This window comes from Actinacidiphila sp. DG2A-62 (assembly GCF_035825295.1).
Lineage (GTDB): Bacteria > Actinomycetota > Actinomycetes > Streptomycetales > Streptomycetaceae > Actinacidiphila.
The window spans coordinates 8,283,152-8,301,614 of record NZ_JAYMGI010000002.1 but is presented as its reverse complement, the minus strand read 5'-3'; the positions used below and the strand labels follow the sequence as shown (position 1 = coordinate 8,301,614).

The following is an 18,463-nucleotide window of genomic DNA, read 5'->3' as shown; positions in this document are numbered from 1 at the left end:
GAGCGACCGCAGCTGTGGTGTCGGACCGGGCGGGCCGGCGAACCGGCCGCGGGGTCCGCGGACGTCGGGGGCTAGAGCGAACTGCCCTGGGTGAGCAGGTCGTCGAGGCCGACGCGGCGGAAGAACTCCGCGCGGACGCGGTCGGCGACCGCGGAGACGACCTCGCTGCCGTCACGGCTGGGGTCGACGTGGGTGCGCAGCGGCCGTCGGCCCGCCGGCAGGGCGACCAGCCGGACGACCGCGTCGGCGACCTGGGCGGCGTCGGCGTCCGGCGGCACGAGGGCGGCGAGCCGGCCGTCGAGGCCGGCCAGCAGGTCCCCGTAGCGGTCCTGGTAGGCCGCGGCGCGCGCGGTGTCGGCGGGCGTCCCGGCGTGCGCGAAGTGGTTGGTGCCCGAGGTGAACGCGCCGGGCACGACGATCGCGGAGTCGATGCCGTGGCGCAGCACCTCGGCCGCGTAGCTGACGGCCAGCGCGTCCATCGCGGCCTTGGCGGCGAAGTACGGCGCCAGGAAGGGCGGGCAGCCGCCGCGGGTGCTGGAGCTGCCGATCCACAGCAGCAGGCCCCGGCCGCGGGCGCGCAGGTGCGGCAGCGCGGCGCGGTTGACGCGCTGCGCGCCCAGCACGTTGACGTCGTACAGCTCGGCGAACTGCTCGGGGGTGAACGCCTCGGCCGGGCCCGACGCCATGTGGCCCGCGTTGTGGACCACCACGTCCAGCCGGCCCCGCTCGCCGACGGTCCTTGCGACCGCCGCGTCCGCGGATTCCTGCGAGGTGACGTCGAGTTCGACGGCGCGCAGGTCGACGCCGTGCTCGGCGGCGTACCGGGCCAGCTCGGCGACGGCCGGGGCGTTGCGGCCCGCGGTGTCGCGGATGCCGGCGTGGACGGTGTGGCCGGCGCGGGCCAGGGCCCGTACGGTCAGCGCTCCGAAGCCGCTGGAGGCTCCGGTGACCAGGACGGTCAGGGGTGTCGGGGCAGACATGGGTGCTTCCTCGGGACGGTGGGCGGACGTGCGGTGTGCGTGCGGACGTGCGGTGTGCGTGCGGACGGTCGGTGTGACGGTGCGCGGACGTACGGATGGAGTGCGGCGCGCGGACCGGCCGCGGGCCGCCGGCTGGCGGGGCCGGAGGATCGGCGTCAGATGATGCCGCCGTTGGCGCGGACGACCTGGCCGTTGACCCAGTGCCCCGCCGGGGAGACCAGGAAGGCGACGACCTCGGCGATGTCGGCGGGGGTGCCGAGCCGCTCCAGCGGGGGCTGCGCGGCGAGCCGGGCGATGGTCTCCTCGTCCTTGCCGTCCAGGAACAGGTCGGTCGCGGTCGGGCCGGGGGCGACGGCGTTCACCGTGACGTCCCGGCCGCGCAGCTCACGGGCGAGGATCAGGGTGACCGCCTCGACCGCGCCCTTGCTCGCGCTGTACGCGGCGTAGCCGGGGAAGGCCAGGCCCACGATGGAGGTGGAGAACGTGACGATCGAGCCGCCGGCGCGCACCCGGCGGGCGGCCTGCTGGGCGACGGCGAAGGTGCCGCGGATGTTCGTGCGGTACGTCGCGTCCAGCTCGGCGAGGTCCAGGTCGGCCAGCGGGGACAGGTGCATCCGGCCGGCGGCGTGCACCACCGCGTCCACCGCGCCGAACGCGGACTCGGCGGCGTCGAACAGCGCCGCGACGGCCTTCTCGTCGCCGACGTCGGCCTGGACGGCGATGGCGCGCCCGCCGGAGGCGGTGACGTCCCGCACGGCGGCGTCCGCGAGGTCGCGGTTGCCGGCGTAGCCGACGACGACGGCGTACCCGTCGGCGGCCAGCCGGGTGACGGCCTGGCGTCCGATGCCGCGCGAGCCGCCGGTGACGACGGCGACGCGGGCGCCGTCGGGCGCCCCGGCCCGGCCGGCGGGGGCGCTCTGTTCGGCGGCGCTCCCGGCGGTGCCGCGGGCGGCGCGGTCCTGGGCTGCGGTGTTCCGTTCGATGTTCTCGGCGGGCATGTCGGGCTCCTCGGTCCTCGGGTGTGCGGGGCGGCCCGGCTGTCGCGCCGTGCCCCCTCGTCCTCCACCCTCGGCCGGTCCGCCGGTGGCTGCCAGGGCTGCGTTTACCCGGGGGTCGGCATCCCCTGGCTACGGATCGGCGCACGAGCGACCATGGACGGGTGAACCTTCCCGAACTCGCCGCGTTCCTCAAGACCCGCAGGGCCCGCGTGCGGCCCGCCGACGTGGGGCTGCCGACCGGGCCGCGCCGCCGGGTGCCCGGCCTGCGGCGTGAGGAGGTCGCGCAGCTCGCCGGCCTGTCGGCGGACTACTACACCGAGCTGGAGCGCGGGAAGAGCGCGCAGCCCTCGGCGCAGACGCTGGCGGCGCTCGCGCGGGCGCTGCGGCTGGGCGGCGACGAGCGCGACCACCTGTACCACCTGGCCGACCGGCCGGTGCCGCCGGCCGGCCACGGCCCGGCCGGTCAGGTCCAGCCCGCGCTGCTCGGCGTGCTGGACCGGCTCACCACGACGCCGGCCCAGGTGATCACCGACCTGCACGAGGTGCTGGTGCAGAACGAGCTGGCCGCCGCCCTGCTCGGCCGTCCGCCCGCGGTCCGCGGCCCGGCGGCGAGCTTCGTGTACCGCTGGTTCACCGACCCCTCGTCACGGGCGATCTACCCGGTCGAGGACCACCCGCACCACTCCCGCGTCTTCGTCTCGGACCTCCAGGCGGTGGCCGCCAAGCGCGGCCGGGACGCCGGGGTGGCCCGGATGGTGGCGGTGCTGCGGGAGCGCAACGAGGAGTTCGCGCGGCTGTGGGACGCCCACGAGGTGGGGATGCGCCGCACCGACCACAAGCGGATCGTGCACCCCTCGCTCGGCGTCATCGAGCTGGACTGCCACAACCTGTTCAGCGAGGACGGCCGGCAGCGCCTGCTGTGGTTCGCGGCCCCGCCCGGCACCCGGGGGGCCGAGCAGCTCGAACTGCTCTCCGTCATCGGCACCCAGGACATGACGCCGGGCGAGGACAGCGCACCGTTCAGAACCAGGAGTTCCCCGGACCACGGTTGACGGTGCAGCCGCCGGGGGCCGCGGCGCGCGCGGCCCGGCCGGCCGCGCGCGGTGGCGACGGACTGACCGGGCGCCCGACGGCGCGGTGCGGCCCGCGCGCAGGCCGCGCGTCACCACTCGGCGAAGGAGCCGTCCGCGTGGTTCCAGATCGGTGTGCGCCAGGCGTGGCCGCGGGCCGCGGCCCGCCGTACCGCGCTCTCGTCGACCTCGACGCCGAGGCCCGGGCCGGTGGGCCGCACGACGCCGCCCTCGTCGAACCGCAGGACGCCGGGTTCGAGCAGGTAGTCGAGGAGTTCGGCATCGCCCTTGTGGTAGTGGATGCCGAGCGACTGCTCCTGGATCAGGAAGTTGGGCGTGGCGAAGTCGACCTGGAGGCACGCGGCCAGGGCGAGCGGGCCGAGAGGGCAGTGCGGCGCCAGCACCGCGCCGAAGGTCTCGGCGAGGACGGCGATGCGCCGCACCTCCGAGATCCCGCCGGCATGGGACACGTCGGGCTGCACCACCCGCACCCCCGCCTCCAGCACCGGCAGGAACTCCGCCCGGGAGTACAGCCGCTCCCCGGTGGCCACCGGGGTCGGCGTCGACTCCACCAGACGCCGCAGATTGGTGTGGTTGTGCTCGGGGACGACCGGCTCCTCCACGAACAGCGGGTGCAGGTCCTCAAGGCGCCGGATCAGCCGGCCGGCGGCGGGCGCGGCGACCCGGCCGTGGAAGTCGATCGCGAAGTCCCCCGCGTCCCCGAGCGCTTCGCGGACCTGCCGCGCGCGCTCCACCACCTCGGCGCTGTCGGCCAGGGTCGGCAGGGCGGGCAGTTGGGCGCTCGCGTTCATCTTCACCGCGGTCAGGCCGGCTTCGCGCTGCGCGCGGGCGTCGGCCGCCACGTCCGCGGGGCGGTCCCCGCCGATCCAGCCGTACACGCGGACCCGGTCGCGGACCGGGCCGCCGAGCAGCTCGTGCACCGGCACGCCGTGCGCCCGGCCAGCGATGTCCCACAGCGCCTGGTCGAGCCCGGAGACCGCCGAGGCGAGGACCGGTCCGCCGCGGTAGAAGCCCCCCTTGGTGAGCCGCTGCCAGTGGTCCTCGATCCGCAGCGGATCGGCGCCGAGGAGCCGCGGCGTCGCGGCGGCGACCGCGGCGCGGACGGCCTCGGCGTTTCCTTCGAGGCTCGCCTCGCCCCATCCGTCGATGCCCTCGTCCGTCGAGACCTTCACGAAGAGCCATCGGGGCGGCACCGGAAACGTCTCCACCGCGGTGATCTGCATACCCTCTCCCACCAGTTGACATTTAATCCTTATAATCAGACTATTACCGGGAGCTGGTCAAGACCTCTCCGGCGCGGGGCCGGCGCCGTCGTCCCGCGGCAAGGGCCTCGACTGCCCGAACGAGCCTGAAGGAGCCGCAGTTGACGAGCTTCGGATCACCGGGCGCGCGGCCGAACGGCCTGCACGCGCGGTTGCTGGACGCGCTCGGCCGGCGGATCGCCCAGGGCGACCTGCCGGTCGGCAGCGTGATCTCGCCCGACCGGATCGGCGCCGACTACGAGGTGTCGCGCTCGGTGGTCCGTGAAGCGCTGCGGGCGCTGGAGATCCTCGGCATGGTCAGGCCGCGGCACAAGGCGGGCACCACGATCCGGCCGCAGTCCTCGTGGGCGCTGCTCGACCCCCAGGTCATCGCCTGGCGGGCGGACGGTCCCGACGCCGACGTCCAGCTCGGCGAGTTGATGGCGCTGCGGGAGGCGGTGGAGCCCGCGGCGGCGAGGATCACCGCGCGGCAGGGCGCCGAGCCGCTCGTGACCGGGCTGCACGAGGCCCTGACCGGGATGCGCGAGGCGTACCTGCACCGCAACCGCGGTGCGTTCATCGAGGCGGACACCGCCTTCCACCGCATCATGCTGGAGGGCGCGGCCAACGCGGTCTTCAGCCAGCTCGTGCAGACCCTGCTGGCGACCCTGCACGCCCGGTACTCCGACCGCCGTCAGCTGTTCACCGACGACACGGCGGCCTCGCTGGAGCACCACGAGCGGGTGGTCCTGGCGATCGCCGCGCACGACCCGGAGGCGGCGGCCGCGGCCGCGCTGGCGCTGGTGCGCGCGACCGGCGTCGAAGTGCTGGGCGGCGCGCCGCCGTCCGCGCCGACGCCTCCGGCGCCGCCTGCCTCGCCCGCCTCGCCCGCGTCCGCCGCACCCCCGTCGGAGCGATGACGTGCCCGGTCCGATTACCGCCGGCCTCCCGGCGTCCGTCCAGACCGGCACACCCGCCCCGGCCGCCGGTTCCGGCCACGGCGCCGGTCCCGCCGTCGCCCGCGGCGACACGGCCCGCCCACCGAGACGCCGGCACGGTGCCGGGGCGGGTCGGGGACGGGGCCGGCTCCGCGGTCCGGGTCCCCGCCCGTCGGCCGCGGAGATCCGGCCCACCACCACACCGGGACCGGGCGCCGACGTCCCGGTGGCCGCGCCCGGTTCCGGACCGACGGGAGAGGATGCCACCCGATGACCACCCGCTTCCCAGCCGACGCGGAGCCGCCGCTGCTCGGCCGCCTCCGCGCGCAGCGCCTCGTCGCCGTCGTGCGCGGCAGCGACCCCGAAGGCGCTCTGCGCACCGTGCTGGCTCTCGCCGAGGAGGGCGTGGACCTCGTCGAGGTGTCGCTCACCACCGCGGACGCGCTCGGCGTGCTGCGTGCGGCCGCGGCCGAGCTCCGCGGCGCGGACGCGTTCCTGGGCGCCGGCTCGGTGCTCACCGGCGAGCACGTACGGGCCGCGGCCGAGGCCGGGGCGCGCTGGATGGTCACGCCGGGCGGGACGGATGCGGTACGGGCCGCGGTCGACGCCGGGCTGCCGGTGCTCGCCGGGGCGCTCACCCCGACCGAGGCACTGGCCGCGACGGCCGCGGGCGCGGCCGCCGTCAAGCTCTTCCCGGCCTCCCTCGGCGGTCCCGCCCTGCTGCGCGCCCTGCGCGAACCGCTGCCGCACATACCGTTCGTGCCGGTCGGCGGCGTCACCGAGAACTCGGCCCGCGCCTATCTGGCGGCCGGCGCGGTGGCCGTCGGCGTCGGCTCCCCGCTGGTGGGCGACGCAGCGGCGGGCGGCGACGTCGCCGCGCTGCGGGCTCGCGCCCGCGCCTTCCTGACCGCCTGCCGCCCGCCCGCGCGGACGGACGCGGATGCGGGCGGCGGGAGCGGCGGGAGCGGCGGGAGCGGCGGGAGCGGCGGGGCAGGAGATCCCCGCCCGGGCGGCGCGGGCGGCGGAGGACCGCGGTGAGCGGGCGCGATGTGCTGACCTTCGGCGAGACCATGCTCGCCGTCCGCGTCCAGGGGCCGCTGGGCCGCGGCGCACGCGCCGTCACCTCGGTGGCGGGCGCGGAGTCCAATGTCGCGGTGGGACTGGCCAGGCTCGGCCACCGGGTCGCCTGGGCCGGGCGGGTCGGCGCGGACGAGCCGGGCCGTACCGTGCTGCGCGCGCTGCGCGGCGAGGGCGTCGACCTCGCGCACGCCACGACCGACGCCGCCGCGCCGACCGGCGCGCTGCTGCGCGAGGACCGCCTGCCCGACCTGACCCGCGTGCACTACTGGCGCAGCGGCTCCGCCGGTTCCCGGCTGACCCCCGCGCAGGTGCGTCCCGCTCTCGACGCGGGCGCCGCCGTACTGCACCTGACCGGCATCACCTGCGCGCTGGGCGACGGCCCGCTGGCCTGCGTGCGCGCCGCGGCCGAGCACGCCGGGGCGCATGGCTGGACGGTCTGCCTGGACGTCAACCACCGCTCCCGGCTGTGGGACGCCGACCGCGCCGCGCGCACCCTGCGCCCGCTGCTGCCGTCTGTCGACGTCCTGGTCGCCTCCGAGGACGAACTGCCCCTGGTCGCGGGCGACGAGGGCGATCCGGAGCCCGCCCGGGTGGACGCGCTACTCGCCGCGGGCGTCCGGGAGGTCGTGGTCAAACGCGGCGCGCGCGGCGCCCGGGTGCGCACCCGTTCGGGCGAGGACCACGACGTCGCGGCGGTGGAGGTCCGGGTGCGGGACGCGGTCGGCGCGGGCGACGCGTTCTGCGCCGGCTACCTCTCCGGCCTGCTGGACGGCCTCGACACGGCCGGCCGGCTGCGACGCGCCGTCGTGCTGGGCGCGTTCGCGGCGGCGACGGACGGCGACTGGGAGGGACTGCCGCACCGTGACGAACTGCCGCTCCTGGACGCGGCGCCCGGCCACGCGATCCGCTGAGCCGTCCGGTCCGGCCCGCGGGCAGGCGGCCGGCCCGCGGCACGCGGAGGGCCGCGGCGGCGGCGAAAGGTGTCAGGGCGTCAGGGTCGGGCGCCGAGCGTCAGGCGTCCTCGCCGCCGGCCCCGCCGACCGCGCCACCTCCAGCGCCCACAGGACCAGCGGCGCCTGCACCGGCAGCCGGGCGTAGGCGGCGGCCTTCATCGCGGTGGGCCGGTGCCGCCAGTCGCGCGCCATCTTGACGTTCGCGGGGAAGACCGCGGCGAAGAAGCCGGCCGTCAGCACACCGCCGGCCCGGCGGGTCGCGGGCAGCGCCACGGTCGCGGCCAGGGCGAGTTCGACCGCGCCGCTGGCCAGCGTCCAGCCGCGCGGGCTCCCGGGCAGCCCGCGCGGCACGATCGCGTCGTACGGTTCGGGGCGGACGAAGTGCGTGACACCCGCGGCGGCGAGCAGGCCGGCGAGCAGAGCGGCGGAGCGTGCGGACACCTGGGCCTCCTGGTCGGGCGGGCGCCTGTCGCCCACACGCGCCCCACCTTACTCACGAGTAACTCGGTGGCAAGACCCCCTCGGCGTCCCCGATCCGACCGGCGTCGGCCGGATCGGCGCCGCGACACGGCCGGGCGCCCGCGCGGCGTTCGCTTCCCTCCGTGGCCGGTCGATGTCAGGCTGTGGCCATGAAGGGCAACATCCCGCCGGAGACAACGAGTTTCGTCGGGCGTGACACCGAACTCCTATGGCTGGACCGGGCGTTGGCACACCGCAGGCTGATCACGCTGACCGGGCCCGGCGGCGTCGGCAAGACGCGGCTCGCCCAACGCGCCGCGCTGCGCGCCGCGTCCGCGTCCGAGGGACCCGAGCGGCCCGCCCCGCACGGCGACACGTCCCCGGGTGCTCCCGCCGGCCGCGCTGACGGCAACGCTTACGGACGCACCGGCGGCGGGGCGTACACCGCGCCCGCCCGCTTCCCCGACGGCGTGTGGTGGGCCGACCTCGCCACCCTCGACAGCCCCCATCTGCTGCTGCCCACCGTCAGCGACGCCGTCGACCTCGCCGACCACTCGCCGCGGATGCCGGTGGAGTCGCTGTGCGAGTGGCTCGCCGACAAGCGGCTGCTGCTGGTCCTCGACTCCTGCGAGCACATGGCCGACGACTGCGCCCAGCTCGTCGGCGAACTCCTCACCGCCGCACCGGGATTGACGGTGCTCGCGACCAGTCGCAGGCCGCTGGGCAACACCCGTGAGGCGGTCCGCGAGGTCGCGCCGCTGCCGGCCGACGGCGCGGACGCGCTCGCGCTGTTCCGCGAGCGGGTGACCGCGCGCCTGGGCCCGGCGCCGCTGGCGGAGCCGGGCGCGGAGGCCGCCGCCGCGGCGGTCTGCCGCCGTCTGGAGGGCATACCGCTGGCGATAGAACTGGCCGCCGCGCAGGTCGGGGCCGCGAGCGTGGTGGAGGTCGCCGAGAAACTCGGCTCGCGCTTCGCGCTCCCGGAGCGGCCGGGCTTCGTGTGGCCGCCCCGGCACCGCACCCTGCGCACCGCGATCGGCTGGAGCCACGAGCTGTGCGCGCCGCTCGAACGGCTGCTGTGGGCGCGGCTTTCGGTGTTCCGCGGGGCCTTCGACGTGTCCGCGGCCGAGGCGGTGGCGGCCGGCGGCCCGCTGGCCTTCGCGGACGTGGCGACGACGCTGGAGCGGCTGGTCGAGCAGTCGGTGGTGCTCAGGGTCAGCACCGGGCTGGGCGACCGCTACCGCATGCTCGACACCATCCGCGAGTACGGCCAGGAGTGGCTGCGCGAGCTGGGCGAGACCGGCGCGGTCGCGACGCGGCACGCCGAGCACTTCTCGGAGCTGGCGCGCTGGGCGGACGCGAGCTGGTCGGGCGCCGACCAGTTGCTCGCCTACCGGCTGATCGAGGACACCCACCCGGACCTGCGGGCGGCGCTGGACCACTGGCTCGCGCACGATCCGGCCGCGGCGGCCGAACTGGCCTCGCTGCTGGTCTACTTCTGGACCTGCTGCGGCCATCTGAAAGAGGCGCGCGCCACTTTGGAACAGGCGCTGGAGCGGTACACCGTGCCAGGGCCGACGCGGATCCGCGCGCTCACCGGGCTCGGCGTGACCGTCACCCTGCAGGGCGACCACGAGGCCGCCGCGGCGATCGACGCGGAGGTGCGGGCCGCGGCGGAGGCGGACGGCGGCCGGGAGCTGCTGATCGCCGCGGCCTGCCTGACCGGGCTGCTCGGCATGCTCACCGGCCGGGCCGCGGAGGGGCTGGCCGCGGTGCGCGCGGCGGTCGCGGACGCCCCCGGGGGTCCGTTCGACTCGCCCGACCGGCTGCGCTGCGCGCTGGCCGAGGTGCTGTCGCTGACCGCGCTCGGCGCCTTCGAGGAGGGCCGCGCGATGGCTCTGGAGCTGCGCGCGGGCTGCGTGCGCACCGGCGAGCTGTGGGCCCGCTCGTACCTGGACTACCAGTTGTCGATCGTCGCGCTCTTCTCGGCCACGCCCGCGGAGGCCGTCGGCTACGCGCGCACCATGCTGGAGAGCAAGCGGCTGCTCGGCGACGCCTTCGGGATCGCGCTCGGGCTGGACCTGCTGGCCGCGGCGCTGGCCGCGGACGGCCGGGCGGAGGAGGCCGCGTCGGCCTACGGCACCGGTGGCGCCTATTGGCGCAGCGTCGGTCATCCGCAGCGCGGCGCCCCGGAGCTGCAGCCGATCCGCGAGCGGTGCGAGCAGACCGCCCGCGCGGCGCTCGGCGACGAGGCGTACGCCGCCGCGCTCGCCCGCGGCGCGGCCGCCCACGCCCCCGCGAGTCTGGCCGCGGCGCACCTGCCCGACCTGCCGGGCCCCGCCTGAGCTGGGCGGTCGCGGCCGGCGGCCGAGTCGGTCGGCACTGGACATCGTTTGGAAATGTCGAGTTCACCCGGAAATGGGTTTCCCAGGGTCTGATCCCGGCTAATCGGCAGACCACGGGGCTCCACCGGGGCCTGCGGTCTTCCAGCTTCCGGAACGCTCCGCGACCCGGATCTTCCGGTACCAGGCGATGAGGTGCGGGTGATGGGTGAAGTGCGTGTGCTGTCGGTCTACGAGGGATTCTTCTCCGGAGGCGCCCGGATCCTGCACAGCGACGTGGTCCGTGGGCTGCACGGCGCCGCGCAGCGCCACGCCGTGCTGAGCATGCGCGGCCAGGTGCGCCGGGAGGCGACGCTGCAGCGGATGGAGGACGACGCGTGCTACCGGTCGCTGACCGCCGCGGGCGTCCCGGTCAGCGCCCTCGGCGGCGCCGGGGGCGACGGTCCCGGCGCGTTCGACGCCGCCGACCTGGCGGCCACCGCGCGGGCGACGGCCGCCGCCGACGTGGTGCTGTCCTTGAAGGAGCAGCCGTTGGCGCTGCTCAACCACCCGGGGCTGCCGTACCGGCCGGTGGTGGCCTGTCTGCACCGCTCGGACCCGTACGGCCAGGGCCCGGCGCTGGACGCGCTGCTGGCCGGGATCGCGGCGGGCAGGGTGCGGGCCTGCGTGTGCTGTGCGGAGTCGACCCGGGAGGCGTACGCCGCCGCCGGGGTGCCGGCCGGACTCCTGCACGTCATCCCCAACGGCGTGGACCTGCTGCGGTTCCGGCCCGACCCGGCCGCCCGGGCGCGGGTCAGGCAGCGGTACGGCATCGCGGCCGACGCTCCGGTGGTGGTCTTCGCCGCCCGCTGGGCCGCCATGAAGGACGTGCCGCTGTTCCTGCGCGCGGCGGCGCGCTACCTGCGGAGCGAGCCGGGCGCGCGGGTGCTGATGTGCGGCGCCGGGATGACCGCGGCCAACCCGGAGCTGGCCGCGGCGATCGACGCCGCGTTCGGCGGCCGGCCGGGGGCCGCCTGGCTGTCGCTGCTGGGCGTGCGCCCGGACATGGAGGCGGTGTACGCGGCGGCGGACGTGGTGGCGCTGACTTCGCACTCGGGCGAGGCGGCGCCGCTGTGCCTGATCGAGGGCATGATGTGCGGCGCGGTGCCGGTCACCACGGACGTCGGCGACAGCGCGTCGCTGGTGGCGGGCCGCGGGCTGGTCACGCCCGCCGACCCGGACGTGATCGCCGCGGCCTGGGCGGAGGCCGTCGCCATGGCGGGCGCGAGGCGGGACGGCGGACCAGGTGGCCCGGCGGGCGCCTTCTCGGACAGCGGGGCGAGCGGTCCGAGCGAACGCAGCCGACCGGGCGGCGTCGCCGACCCCGGCCGGGAGCGCTTCAGCCGCGAGCGGATGATCGCCGCGTACGCCGCGCTGATCGAGCAGGTGCACGGCGGCGTCGCCGCCGCGCCGGTGGCCAGCGCGTGACGGGGGCGCTGCGCCGCACCGCCGCCGAAGGGAGCGGCGGCGCGGCGCGGCGGGCGGCTCAGGCCCTGACGGTCGCGCCGTAGCCCAGGGTCGTGACCCGCTCCGCGGACTTGTCGTAGTAGCCGGGGTCGGCCGGCTCGTCGGTGTCCAGGCAGGTGACGTACCGGTTGAACAGGCAGAAGGACGCGGCGATCAGCACGGCGTCGTGGATCTCCCGGTCGTCGGCGCCCTCCGCGCGGGCGGCGGCGATCGCCTCGGGCGAGACCGCCTTGACCTCGCCGCGCACCTCCGCGGCGATCCGCAGCAGGGCCCGCAGCTTGGGCGAGATCGGCGCCGCGTCCGGGTCGTGCAGCACCGCCTTGACCAGGTCGTGACCGCCGTCGAGCTGGGCGGCGGCGAACGCGCTGTGCGAACCCTCGCAGAACGGCGTCCGGTTGAGGCTGGAGGTGTACGCGGCGATGAGCTCGCGTTCCCCCTGGACAGCGACGACGGACCGCGCAGCAGGGTCTCGGCGAGCAGGTTGAGCGGTTCCGCGGTGTCGGGCCGCTGGCGCATCAGGCCGGAGATGCCCGGCAGGTCGTTCGTGATCGTGATGTGTGGCACGTGGTCTTCCTTCCCGTGTGGGAGCCGGTGTGACCGGTGGGTGGAGGGTCGGCACGCGCGCCGGGGCGCACGTGGGTGCGCGCGGGCACGCGCGGGTTCGCCAGTGCGCGGCCGCGCCAGCTTTGCCCGTGCCGCCCGCGCCCGCCTACTCCGACGTTGCTCACCGCCTGCCGCGCGCCGCCCGCGGGCCGGCGTGCAGCAGGACTGTCGGAGGGCTTAAGAAATCCGCGATGGACGGCGGCGCGGACCGCGGCGCAGATTGGGGGAGCCGCCGCCCGCGGACCTCGCGGGCCGCGCCGGCGTCACCACGCCGTGCCCCGCCGTCGTTGCCAGGGAGACCCGTGAAAGCCCTCGTGAAGAAGGAGGCCGCGGCCGGTCTGTGGCTGACCGACGTGCCCGAGCCGGCGACCGGTCCCGGGGACGTCCTGATCAAGGTGCTGCGCACCGGCATCTGCGGCACCGACCTGCACATCCGCGACTGGGACGGCTGGGCCCGGCAGGCGGTGAGCGCGCCGCTGGTGCTCGGCCACGAGTTCGTCGGCGAGGTGGTCGGCACCGGGCGCGACGTGGCGGGTGTCGCGATCGGCGACCTGGTCAGCGGCGAGGGCCACCTGGTGTGCGGCACGTGCCGCAACTGCCTGGCCGGGCGCCGCCACCTGTGCCGCAGCACCGTCGGCCTGGGTGTCGGCCGCGACGGCGCGTTCGCCGAGTACGTGGCGCTGCCGGCGTCCAACGTGTGGGTGCACCGCACCGAGGTGGACCTGGACGTCGCGGCGATCTTCGACCCGTTCGGCAACGCCGTGCACACCGCGCTGACCTTCCCGCTGGTCGGCGAGGACGTGCTGATCACCGGCGCCGGACCGATCGGCGTGATGGCGTGCGCGGTCGCGCGGCACGCCGGCGCCCGCAACGTGGTGGTCACCGACGTCAGCGCGCCGCGCCTGGAACTGGCCCGCAGGGCGGGCGCCGACCTGACCGTGGACGTCTCGCGGCAGACCGTCGCCGACGCGCAGGCGGGCCTGGGCCTGAAGGAGGGCTTCGACGTCGGCCTGGAGATGTCCGGCCGCCCCGAGGCGCTGCGCGACATGATCGGCAACATGACGCACGGCGGCCGGATCGCGATGCTCGGCCTGCCGTCGGGCGAGTTCGCGGTCGACTGGTCGAAGATCGTCACCTCGATGCTCACCGTCAAGGGCGTCTACGGCCGCGAGATGTACGAGACCTGGTACGCGATGAGCGTGCTGCTGGAGCGCGGGCTCGACCTGAGCCCGGTGATCACCGGGCGGTACGGCTACCGCGACTTCGAGCGCGCCTTCGACGAGGCGTCGACCGCCCGCGGCGGCAAGATCATCCTCGACTGGACGGCCTGACCCCGCCCCCTCTCCCCCGCAAGGAGCCTTCCGTGTACGACTCCGTCCGCGACGACCTGCGCGCCACCCTGGCCGAGATCCGCGACAACGGCCTGTTCAAACCGGAGCGCGTGATGACCGGCGCGCAGCGCGCGTCGGTCGCGGTGGCCGGCGACGGCGGCGACCGGGAGGTGCTGAACTTCTGCGCCAACAACTACCTGGGCCTGGCCGACCACCCGGCCGTGCGGGACGCCGCGAAGCAGGCGCTGGACCGCTGGGGCTACGGCATGGCCAGCGTGCGGTTCATCTGCGGCACGCAGGAGGTGCACAAGAAGCTGGAGGCGCGGCTGTCGGCGTTCCTCGGCCAGGAGGACACGATCTTGTACTCCTCCTGCTTCGACGCCAACGGCGGCGTGTTCGAGACGCTGCTCGGCGAGCAGGACGCGGTGATCTCCGACGCGCTCAACCACGCCAGCATCATCGACGGCATCCGGCTGTCCAAGGCCCGCAGGCTGCGCTATGCCAACCGCGACATGGCGGAGCTGGAGCGCTGTCTGAAGGAGTCCCGGGACGCGCGCCGCCGGCTGATCGTGACCGACGGCGTCTTCTCGATGGACGGCTACGTGGCGCCCCTGGACGCGATCTGCGACCTCGCGGAGCGCTACGACGCGATGGTGATGGTCGACGACTCGCACGCGGTCGGCTTCGTCGGCCCGACCGGCCGCGGCACTCCGGAGCTGCACGGCGTCACCGACCGGGTGGACATCGTCACCGGCACTCTCGGCAAGGCGCTCGGCGGCGCGTCCGGCGGCTATGTCGCGGCGCGCGCCGAGATCGTCGCGCTGCTGCGGCAGCGCTCGCGCCCGTACCTGTTCTCCAACTCCCTCGCGCCGGTGATCGCCGCCGCCTCGCTGACCGTGCTCGACCTGCTGGACGCCGCGGACGACCTGCGCACGCGGCTGTACGACAACACCCGGCGGTTCCGGGCGGGGATGGCGGCGGCCGGGTTCGACGTGCTGCCGGGCGACCACCCGATCGCGCCGGTGATGATCGGCGACGCCGCGCGGGCCGGCCGGATGGCGGAGCTGCTGCTGGAGCGCGGGGTGTACGTGATCGGCTTCTCGTACCCGGTGGTTCCGCTGGGCCGGGCCCGCATCCGAGTGCAGCTGTCGGCCGCGCACAGCGCCGCGGACGTGGACCGCGCGGTGGCCGCGTTCACCGACGCCCGCGGGGTGCTGCGAAGCTGAGGGGGGCTCGCGCGCGCCGTGCGGGCCTGCCTACGGCGCGGGAACCGGTCCCGCGCCGGTTCCTGTCAGGTGCGAGCGGGTGTGAGGACGGCCGATGATCGACCCCCGGAGGCTGCGGGTGCTGCGGGCGGTCGCCCAGCACCGCACGGTGACCGCGGCGGCTGCCGCCCTGTACCTGTCGCCGTCGGCGGTCTCGCAGCAGCTGGCGGCGCTGGAGAGCGAGTCGGGGCACGCCCTGCTGACCCGCAGCAGCCGGGGCGTGCAGCTCACCGCGGCGGGGCAGATCCTGCTGGAGCACGCCCACGCGGTGGTGGCGCAACTGGAGGAGGCCGAGGCGGAGCTGGCCGCATACGCCGGCGGGCAGGCCGGCGAGGTCACCATCGCGGCCTTCGCGACCGGCATCGCCGAGGTCGTCGCGCCGGCGATGAGCCGGCTCGCGGTGCTGCACCCGAGGATCGGCGCGCGGGTGCTGGACGCGGAGGGCGACGAGAGCCTGCCGATGCTGCTGGACGGCGCGGCGGACGTGGCGGTCGCGGTCGCCTACCGCGGGGCGCCGCGCGAGGACGACCGCAGGATCGCGCGGGTGCCGCTGTACGCCGAGCCGTTCGACGCGGTGCTCGCCGCGACCGATCCGCTGGCCGAGCTGCCGAGCGTCCCGCTCGACCTGCTGGCCGACCGCGACTGGATCGGCCCCTACCCGGGCAACCCGTGCCACGACGTGGTGCTGCTGGCCTGCGAGGCGGCCGGCTTCGAGCCCCGGCTGGTGCACTCCTCCGACGACTTCCGCGCGGTGGTGGCGCTGGCCGCGGCGGGTGCGGGGGTCGCGCTGGTGCCGCGCTCCGCGCTCGGCGGCATGGACCGCCCGCGCGCGGCGGTCCGCCCGGTCACCGGACCCGCCGCGGCCACCCGCCGGGTCTTCGCGGCGGTGCGCCGCGGGGCGGAGAACCACCCGCTGATCCGGCCGGTCCTGGACGCCCTGGCGCAGGCGGCGCCGCGGGAGTGACGGGCGCGGCACGCGGACGCGCGGGGCACGCGGACGGGCGGGGACGACGCCTCGGCGGGGCTCCGCGGGCGGCGCCCGGCGGGTCCGGGCGGCGGCGGGTCCGGGCGGCGGCGGGGACTTGACGGGCCCTTCAAGTAAGGTGAGGCTTACCTAAGTATCGCTGCGGCGCGCGGGCTTCGCGCGCGCCGCTCCCGCATGCCCTCGCCCCACCTCCTGGAGGACACGTCATGCCCGTGGACCACTCGGAAGCGTTCGCCCGGATCGTCTCGGCGGACCCCGACGACATCGTGAAGGCGTTCGCCGCCAACCCGGCGTTCCGGGCCGCCGAGTGGGAGGAGCTGACCACCGAGGCGGACCCGTACCGCAGGCCGGTGCGCCCGGACGACCTGGCCTGGCTGAACTACGCCGAGCCGATGCCGGCCGACAAGGCGCTGAAGCTCAGCGCCCTGCTGGGCCACCGGATGCTCCGCAACGTCTACGACACCGGACTGCTGTACCTGCCGCCGGCCGCCGACGACGCCGCGGCCGCCCACGCCGCCGACTTCTACGCCGAGCCCAACCGGCTGCTGGGCGCGCTCGCCGCGCCGATACTCCAGCGCCACCTGTTCTCCTTCCTCCAGGGCGAGCGCAAGCCGCTGGGCGCGCCCACCGTCGAGGAGCTGGCCGCGGCCGTCGCGCAGGAGCACGAGCAGCGGGCCGCGGAGCCGGGCCGGGCGTTCACCGCGGCGCTGTCCACCAAGGACCGCAAGGCGTCGGCGACCTTCACGCTGCTCCAGCTCAGCGCCTACCTGCCGGCGTCCAGGACCGCGGTGGGCCGCGCCGCGCTGGGCGAGTACGAGGCGGCGCACCCGGGCGCGCGCGTCGCCTTCCTCGACGACTACCGCACCTGGGCCGGCCTGCACGCCGAGTACCGCGCCCTGATGACCAGCGCCGGTCTGGCCACCACCACCGGCGCGTACTGGCAGCTCTACCTCGGCACCTCGCTGGCCCGCGGCAACCACCTGCACCACCTGTCGCGGGACCGGGAGAAGTACCCGGAGTTCCTGGGCGCGCTGCTGCACCACCGGATCGACCAGGCGCTGACCGCGCCGCGCTTCGCCGATGTCTTCGAGGACGCGTTCGGCGCCCGCTCCGGGCTGTTCGACCTGCTGGGCCCGGCGCCGCGCGACGCGGCCGAGGCGGCCGAGCAGGCCGCCGCGTGGGTGCGACCGCTGGCCGCGCTGTACGGCCCGGCGGCCGTGGAGCGGTTCCACCACGGCTTCGGCGACGCGGCCCGGCTGGCCCGGCTGTGGGACGAGGACCTGGCCGAGCAGCTCGCCTGGGCCGACGACATCCCGCTGTACCAGGAGAAGGCCGCGCGGATCGACCGGCACATCCAGGACAACGGGATCACCGTGGACCTGGACACCTTCGTCGAGAGCAACGAGGAGACCTCGACCACGCACGTCCACGACGAGCACCGGCTGGTGATGATCGAGCACGGCCAGATGCACTTCTGGAACAACGTCACGCACAAGATCGAGCTGAACGAGGGCGAGAAGGTGCTCATCCCGGTGTCGCGGCTGCACGGTTCCACCGTGCTGTCCGGGGAGTGCACCTACCACCAGCCGATCATCCCCGAGGACATGTACGCGCGGTTCTGAGCGGGACGGAGACCACACGCATGTCCGCAGCACGTGATCACGTCCTCGTCGCGCCCCTCGCGCTCGGCGCGGTGCCCTCCTGGGGTCCGGCCGCCGCGCGGGGCCTGCTGGACACCCTGCTCGACGCCGAACGGCCGTTCCCCTGCACGTTCGCGGTGGCGGCGGCCAGGAAGGGCACCCTGCGGTTCGGGTTCTGCGACAGCCCTGCGGACCCGGCGGGCTGGGGGCCGCTGGGCGAGATCCTCGACCGGTACCTGGACGTCTACCGGGAGCTGGGCAAGGACACCTCGCTGGTGGTGCTCTTCCGCCCGGAGGAGCGGGTGCGCTCCCTGGACGACTACTTCCACCGGTTCTGGGCGGTGCTCCAGCACCTCCACGACGGCGACCCGCGGCCCTGGCCGGAGTCGACGCCGCTTGAGCCCGAGGAGCTGTGGTGGGAGTTCAGCTACGGCGGCACCGAGATCTTCGTCGTCTGCAACACCCCCGCGCACACCACCCGGCACAGCCGGCACAGCCCCTGCTTCATGATCACCTTCCAGCCGCGCTGGGTCTTCGAGGGGCTGGAGGCCCACACCCCGCGCGGCGCCGGCGCCCGCCGGGTGATCCGCAACCGCATCCGCCGGTTCGACGGCATGGAGCCGGCGGGCGAGTTGGGCAACCACGGCGAGGACGGCAACCGGGAGTGGCGGCAGTACTTCCTGCCCGACACCGCCGACGGCGCGGTCCCGGCCTGCCCGTTCCTGGCCAGGGCCGACGCGCGGCAGCCGCGAGCCGCGGCGACGGCGCCCTCCCCCGCCCCCGCGGCGACGTACGAATTGCTCGTCAACGACGACCGGCAGTTCTCGCTGTGGCCGGCCGGGCTGCCGCTGCCCGGTCCGGCCTGGCGGCCGACCGGCGTGCGCGACGACCGCGACGCCTGCCTGGCCCATGTGGCCCGCGTCTGGACGGACATGCGCCCGGCCCGAGCCGCCGGTCGCCGTCCGGCCCCGGTGGGTTGACCACCGGACCGGCGGGGCGATCCGACAGTCGGCCCGCCGGTCCGGTCCCGCCCCCCGGCCGGCCTGGAGCCGCG

General features: G+C 76.0%; 15 protein-coding genes and 1 pseudogene. 11 read left to right on the top strand and 5 right to left on the bottom strand.

Translation table 11 applies throughout. The features are described from left to right. Positions 1 to 71: 71 nt before the first annotated feature. Positions 72 to 980, bottom strand: coding sequence for an SDR family NAD(P)-dependent oxidoreductase (locus tag VSR01_RS36375; RefSeq protein ID WP_326453227.1), 909 nt, complete (start codon positions 978 to 980; stop codon positions 72 to 74). Between the two features lie 155 nt (positions 981 to 1,135). Continuing rightward, on the bottom strand, positions 1,136 to 1,978 hold the full coding sequence (locus VSR01_RS36370) for an SDR family oxidoreductase (protein ID WP_326453226.1): 843 nt from the start codon (positions 1,976 to 1,978) through the stop codon (positions 1,136 to 1,138). A 161-nt stretch (positions 1,979 to 2,139) separates the two neighbouring features. Here VSR01_RS36370 and VSR01_RS36365 point away from each other — a divergent pair, with 161 nt between their 5' ends. Continuing rightward, positions 2,140 to 3,030: a helix-turn-helix transcriptional regulator gene (locus VSR01_RS36365; RefSeq protein WP_326453225.1), complete on the top strand. Its 891-nt coding sequence runs from the start codon at positions 2,140 to 2,142 to the stop codon at positions 3,028 to 3,030. A 110-nt stretch (positions 3,031 to 3,140) separates the two neighbouring features. Here the strand turns inward: VSR01_RS36365 and dgoD are convergent, their stop codons facing one another. After that, entirely contained in the window at positions 3,141 to 4,292 is a 1,152-nt protein-coding gene (dgoD, locus tag VSR01_RS36360; protein WP_326453224.1) for a galactonate dehydratase, read from the bottom strand. Positions 4,293 to 4,432: 140 nt separating this feature from the next. Between dgoD and VSR01_RS36355 the strand changes: the two genes are divergently transcribed. The 3 genes from VSR01_RS36355 to VSR01_RS36345 all read left to right on the top strand — a co-directional run bounded on the left by VSR01_RS36355 (position 4,433) and on the right by VSR01_RS36345 (position 7,239). Beyond that, positions 4,433 to 5,230 (top strand): FadR/GntR family transcriptional regulator, encoded by a 798-nt coding sequence (locus VSR01_RS36355; protein WP_326453223.1) that lies wholly within the window; start codon positions 4,433 to 4,435, stop codon positions 5,228 to 5,230. Between the two features lie 288 nt (positions 5,231 to 5,518). Then, positions 5,519 to 6,286, top strand: a complete 768-nt coding sequence (locus tag VSR01_RS36350) for a bifunctional 4-hydroxy-2-oxoglutarate aldolase/2-dehydro-3-deoxy-phosphogluconate aldolase (protein ID WP_326453222.1) — start codon at positions 5,519 to 5,521, stop codon at positions 6,284 to 6,286. Further along, a complete protein-coding gene (locus VSR01_RS36345; RefSeq protein ID WP_326453221.1) occupies positions 6,283 to 7,239 on the top strand; it encodes a sugar kinase in 957 nt (318 codons plus the stop codon). Before VSR01_RS36350 ends, VSR01_RS36345 begins: the two co-directional genes overlap by 4 nt. 72 nt (positions 7,240 to 7,311) lie before the next feature. Here VSR01_RS36345 and VSR01_RS36340 read toward each other — a convergent pair whose 3' ends face one another. Next, positions 7,312 to 7,758, bottom strand: coding sequence for a DoxX family protein (locus VSR01_RS36340; protein WP_326453220.1), 447 nt, complete (start codon positions 7,756 to 7,758; stop codon positions 7,312 to 7,314). Positions 7,759 to 7,910: 152 nt separating this feature from the next. On the opposite strand from VSR01_RS36340, the gene VSR01_RS36335 reads away from it, so the two are divergent. Next, positions 7,911 to 10,082: an ATP-binding protein gene (locus tag VSR01_RS36335; protein ID WP_326453219.1), complete on the top strand. Its 2,172-nt coding sequence runs from the start codon at positions 7,911 to 7,913 to the stop codon at positions 10,080 to 10,082. A gap of 201 nt (positions 10,083 to 10,283) precedes the next feature. Beyond that, complete coding sequence (locus VSR01_RS36330) at positions 10,284 to 11,546, top strand: glycosyltransferase (RefSeq protein ID WP_326453218.1); 1,263 nt, start codon at positions 10,284 to 10,286, stop codon at positions 11,544 to 11,546. 58 nt (positions 11,547 to 11,604) lie between these two features. On the opposite strand, the pseudogene VSR01_RS36325 reads toward VSR01_RS36330, so the two are convergent. Then, positions 11,605 to 12,149 (bottom strand): annotated as a pseudogene (locus VSR01_RS36325) (carboxymuconolactone decarboxylase family protein). 341 nt (positions 12,150 to 12,490) lie between these two features. On the opposite strand from VSR01_RS36325, the gene tdh reads away from it, so the two are divergent. The 5 genes from tdh to VSR01_RS36300 all read left to right on the top strand — a co-directional run bounded on the left by tdh (position 12,491) and on the right by VSR01_RS36300 (position 18,389). Continuing rightward, positions 12,491 to 13,519: an L-threonine 3-dehydrogenase gene (tdh, locus tag VSR01_RS36320; protein ID WP_326453217.1), complete on the top strand. Its 1,029-nt coding sequence runs from the start codon at positions 12,491 to 12,493 to the stop codon at positions 13,517 to 13,519. A gap of 32 nt (positions 13,520 to 13,551) precedes the next feature. Beyond that, positions 13,552 to 14,745, top strand: coding sequence for a glycine C-acetyltransferase (locus VSR01_RS36315; protein WP_326453216.1), 1,194 nt, complete (start codon positions 13,552 to 13,554; stop codon positions 14,743 to 14,745). Positions 14,746 to 14,839: 94 nt separating this feature from the next. After that, on the top strand, positions 14,840 to 15,748 hold the full coding sequence (locus VSR01_RS36310; protein ID WP_326453215.1) for a LysR family transcriptional regulator: 909 nt from the start codon (positions 14,840 to 14,842) through the stop codon (positions 15,746 to 15,748). A 227-nt stretch (positions 15,749 to 15,975) separates the two neighbouring features. Beyond that, a complete protein-coding gene (locus tag VSR01_RS36305) occupies positions 15,976 to 17,391 on the top strand; it encodes a hypothetical protein (protein WP_326453214.1) in 1,416 nt (471 codons plus the stop codon). Between the two features lie 20 nt (positions 17,392 to 17,411). Continuing rightward, positions 17,412 to 18,389: a YqcI/YcgG family protein gene (locus tag VSR01_RS36300; protein WP_326453213.1), complete on the top strand. Its 978-nt coding sequence runs from the start codon at positions 17,412 to 17,414 to the stop codon at positions 18,387 to 18,389. Positions 18,390 to 18,463 lie beyond the last annotated feature (74 nt).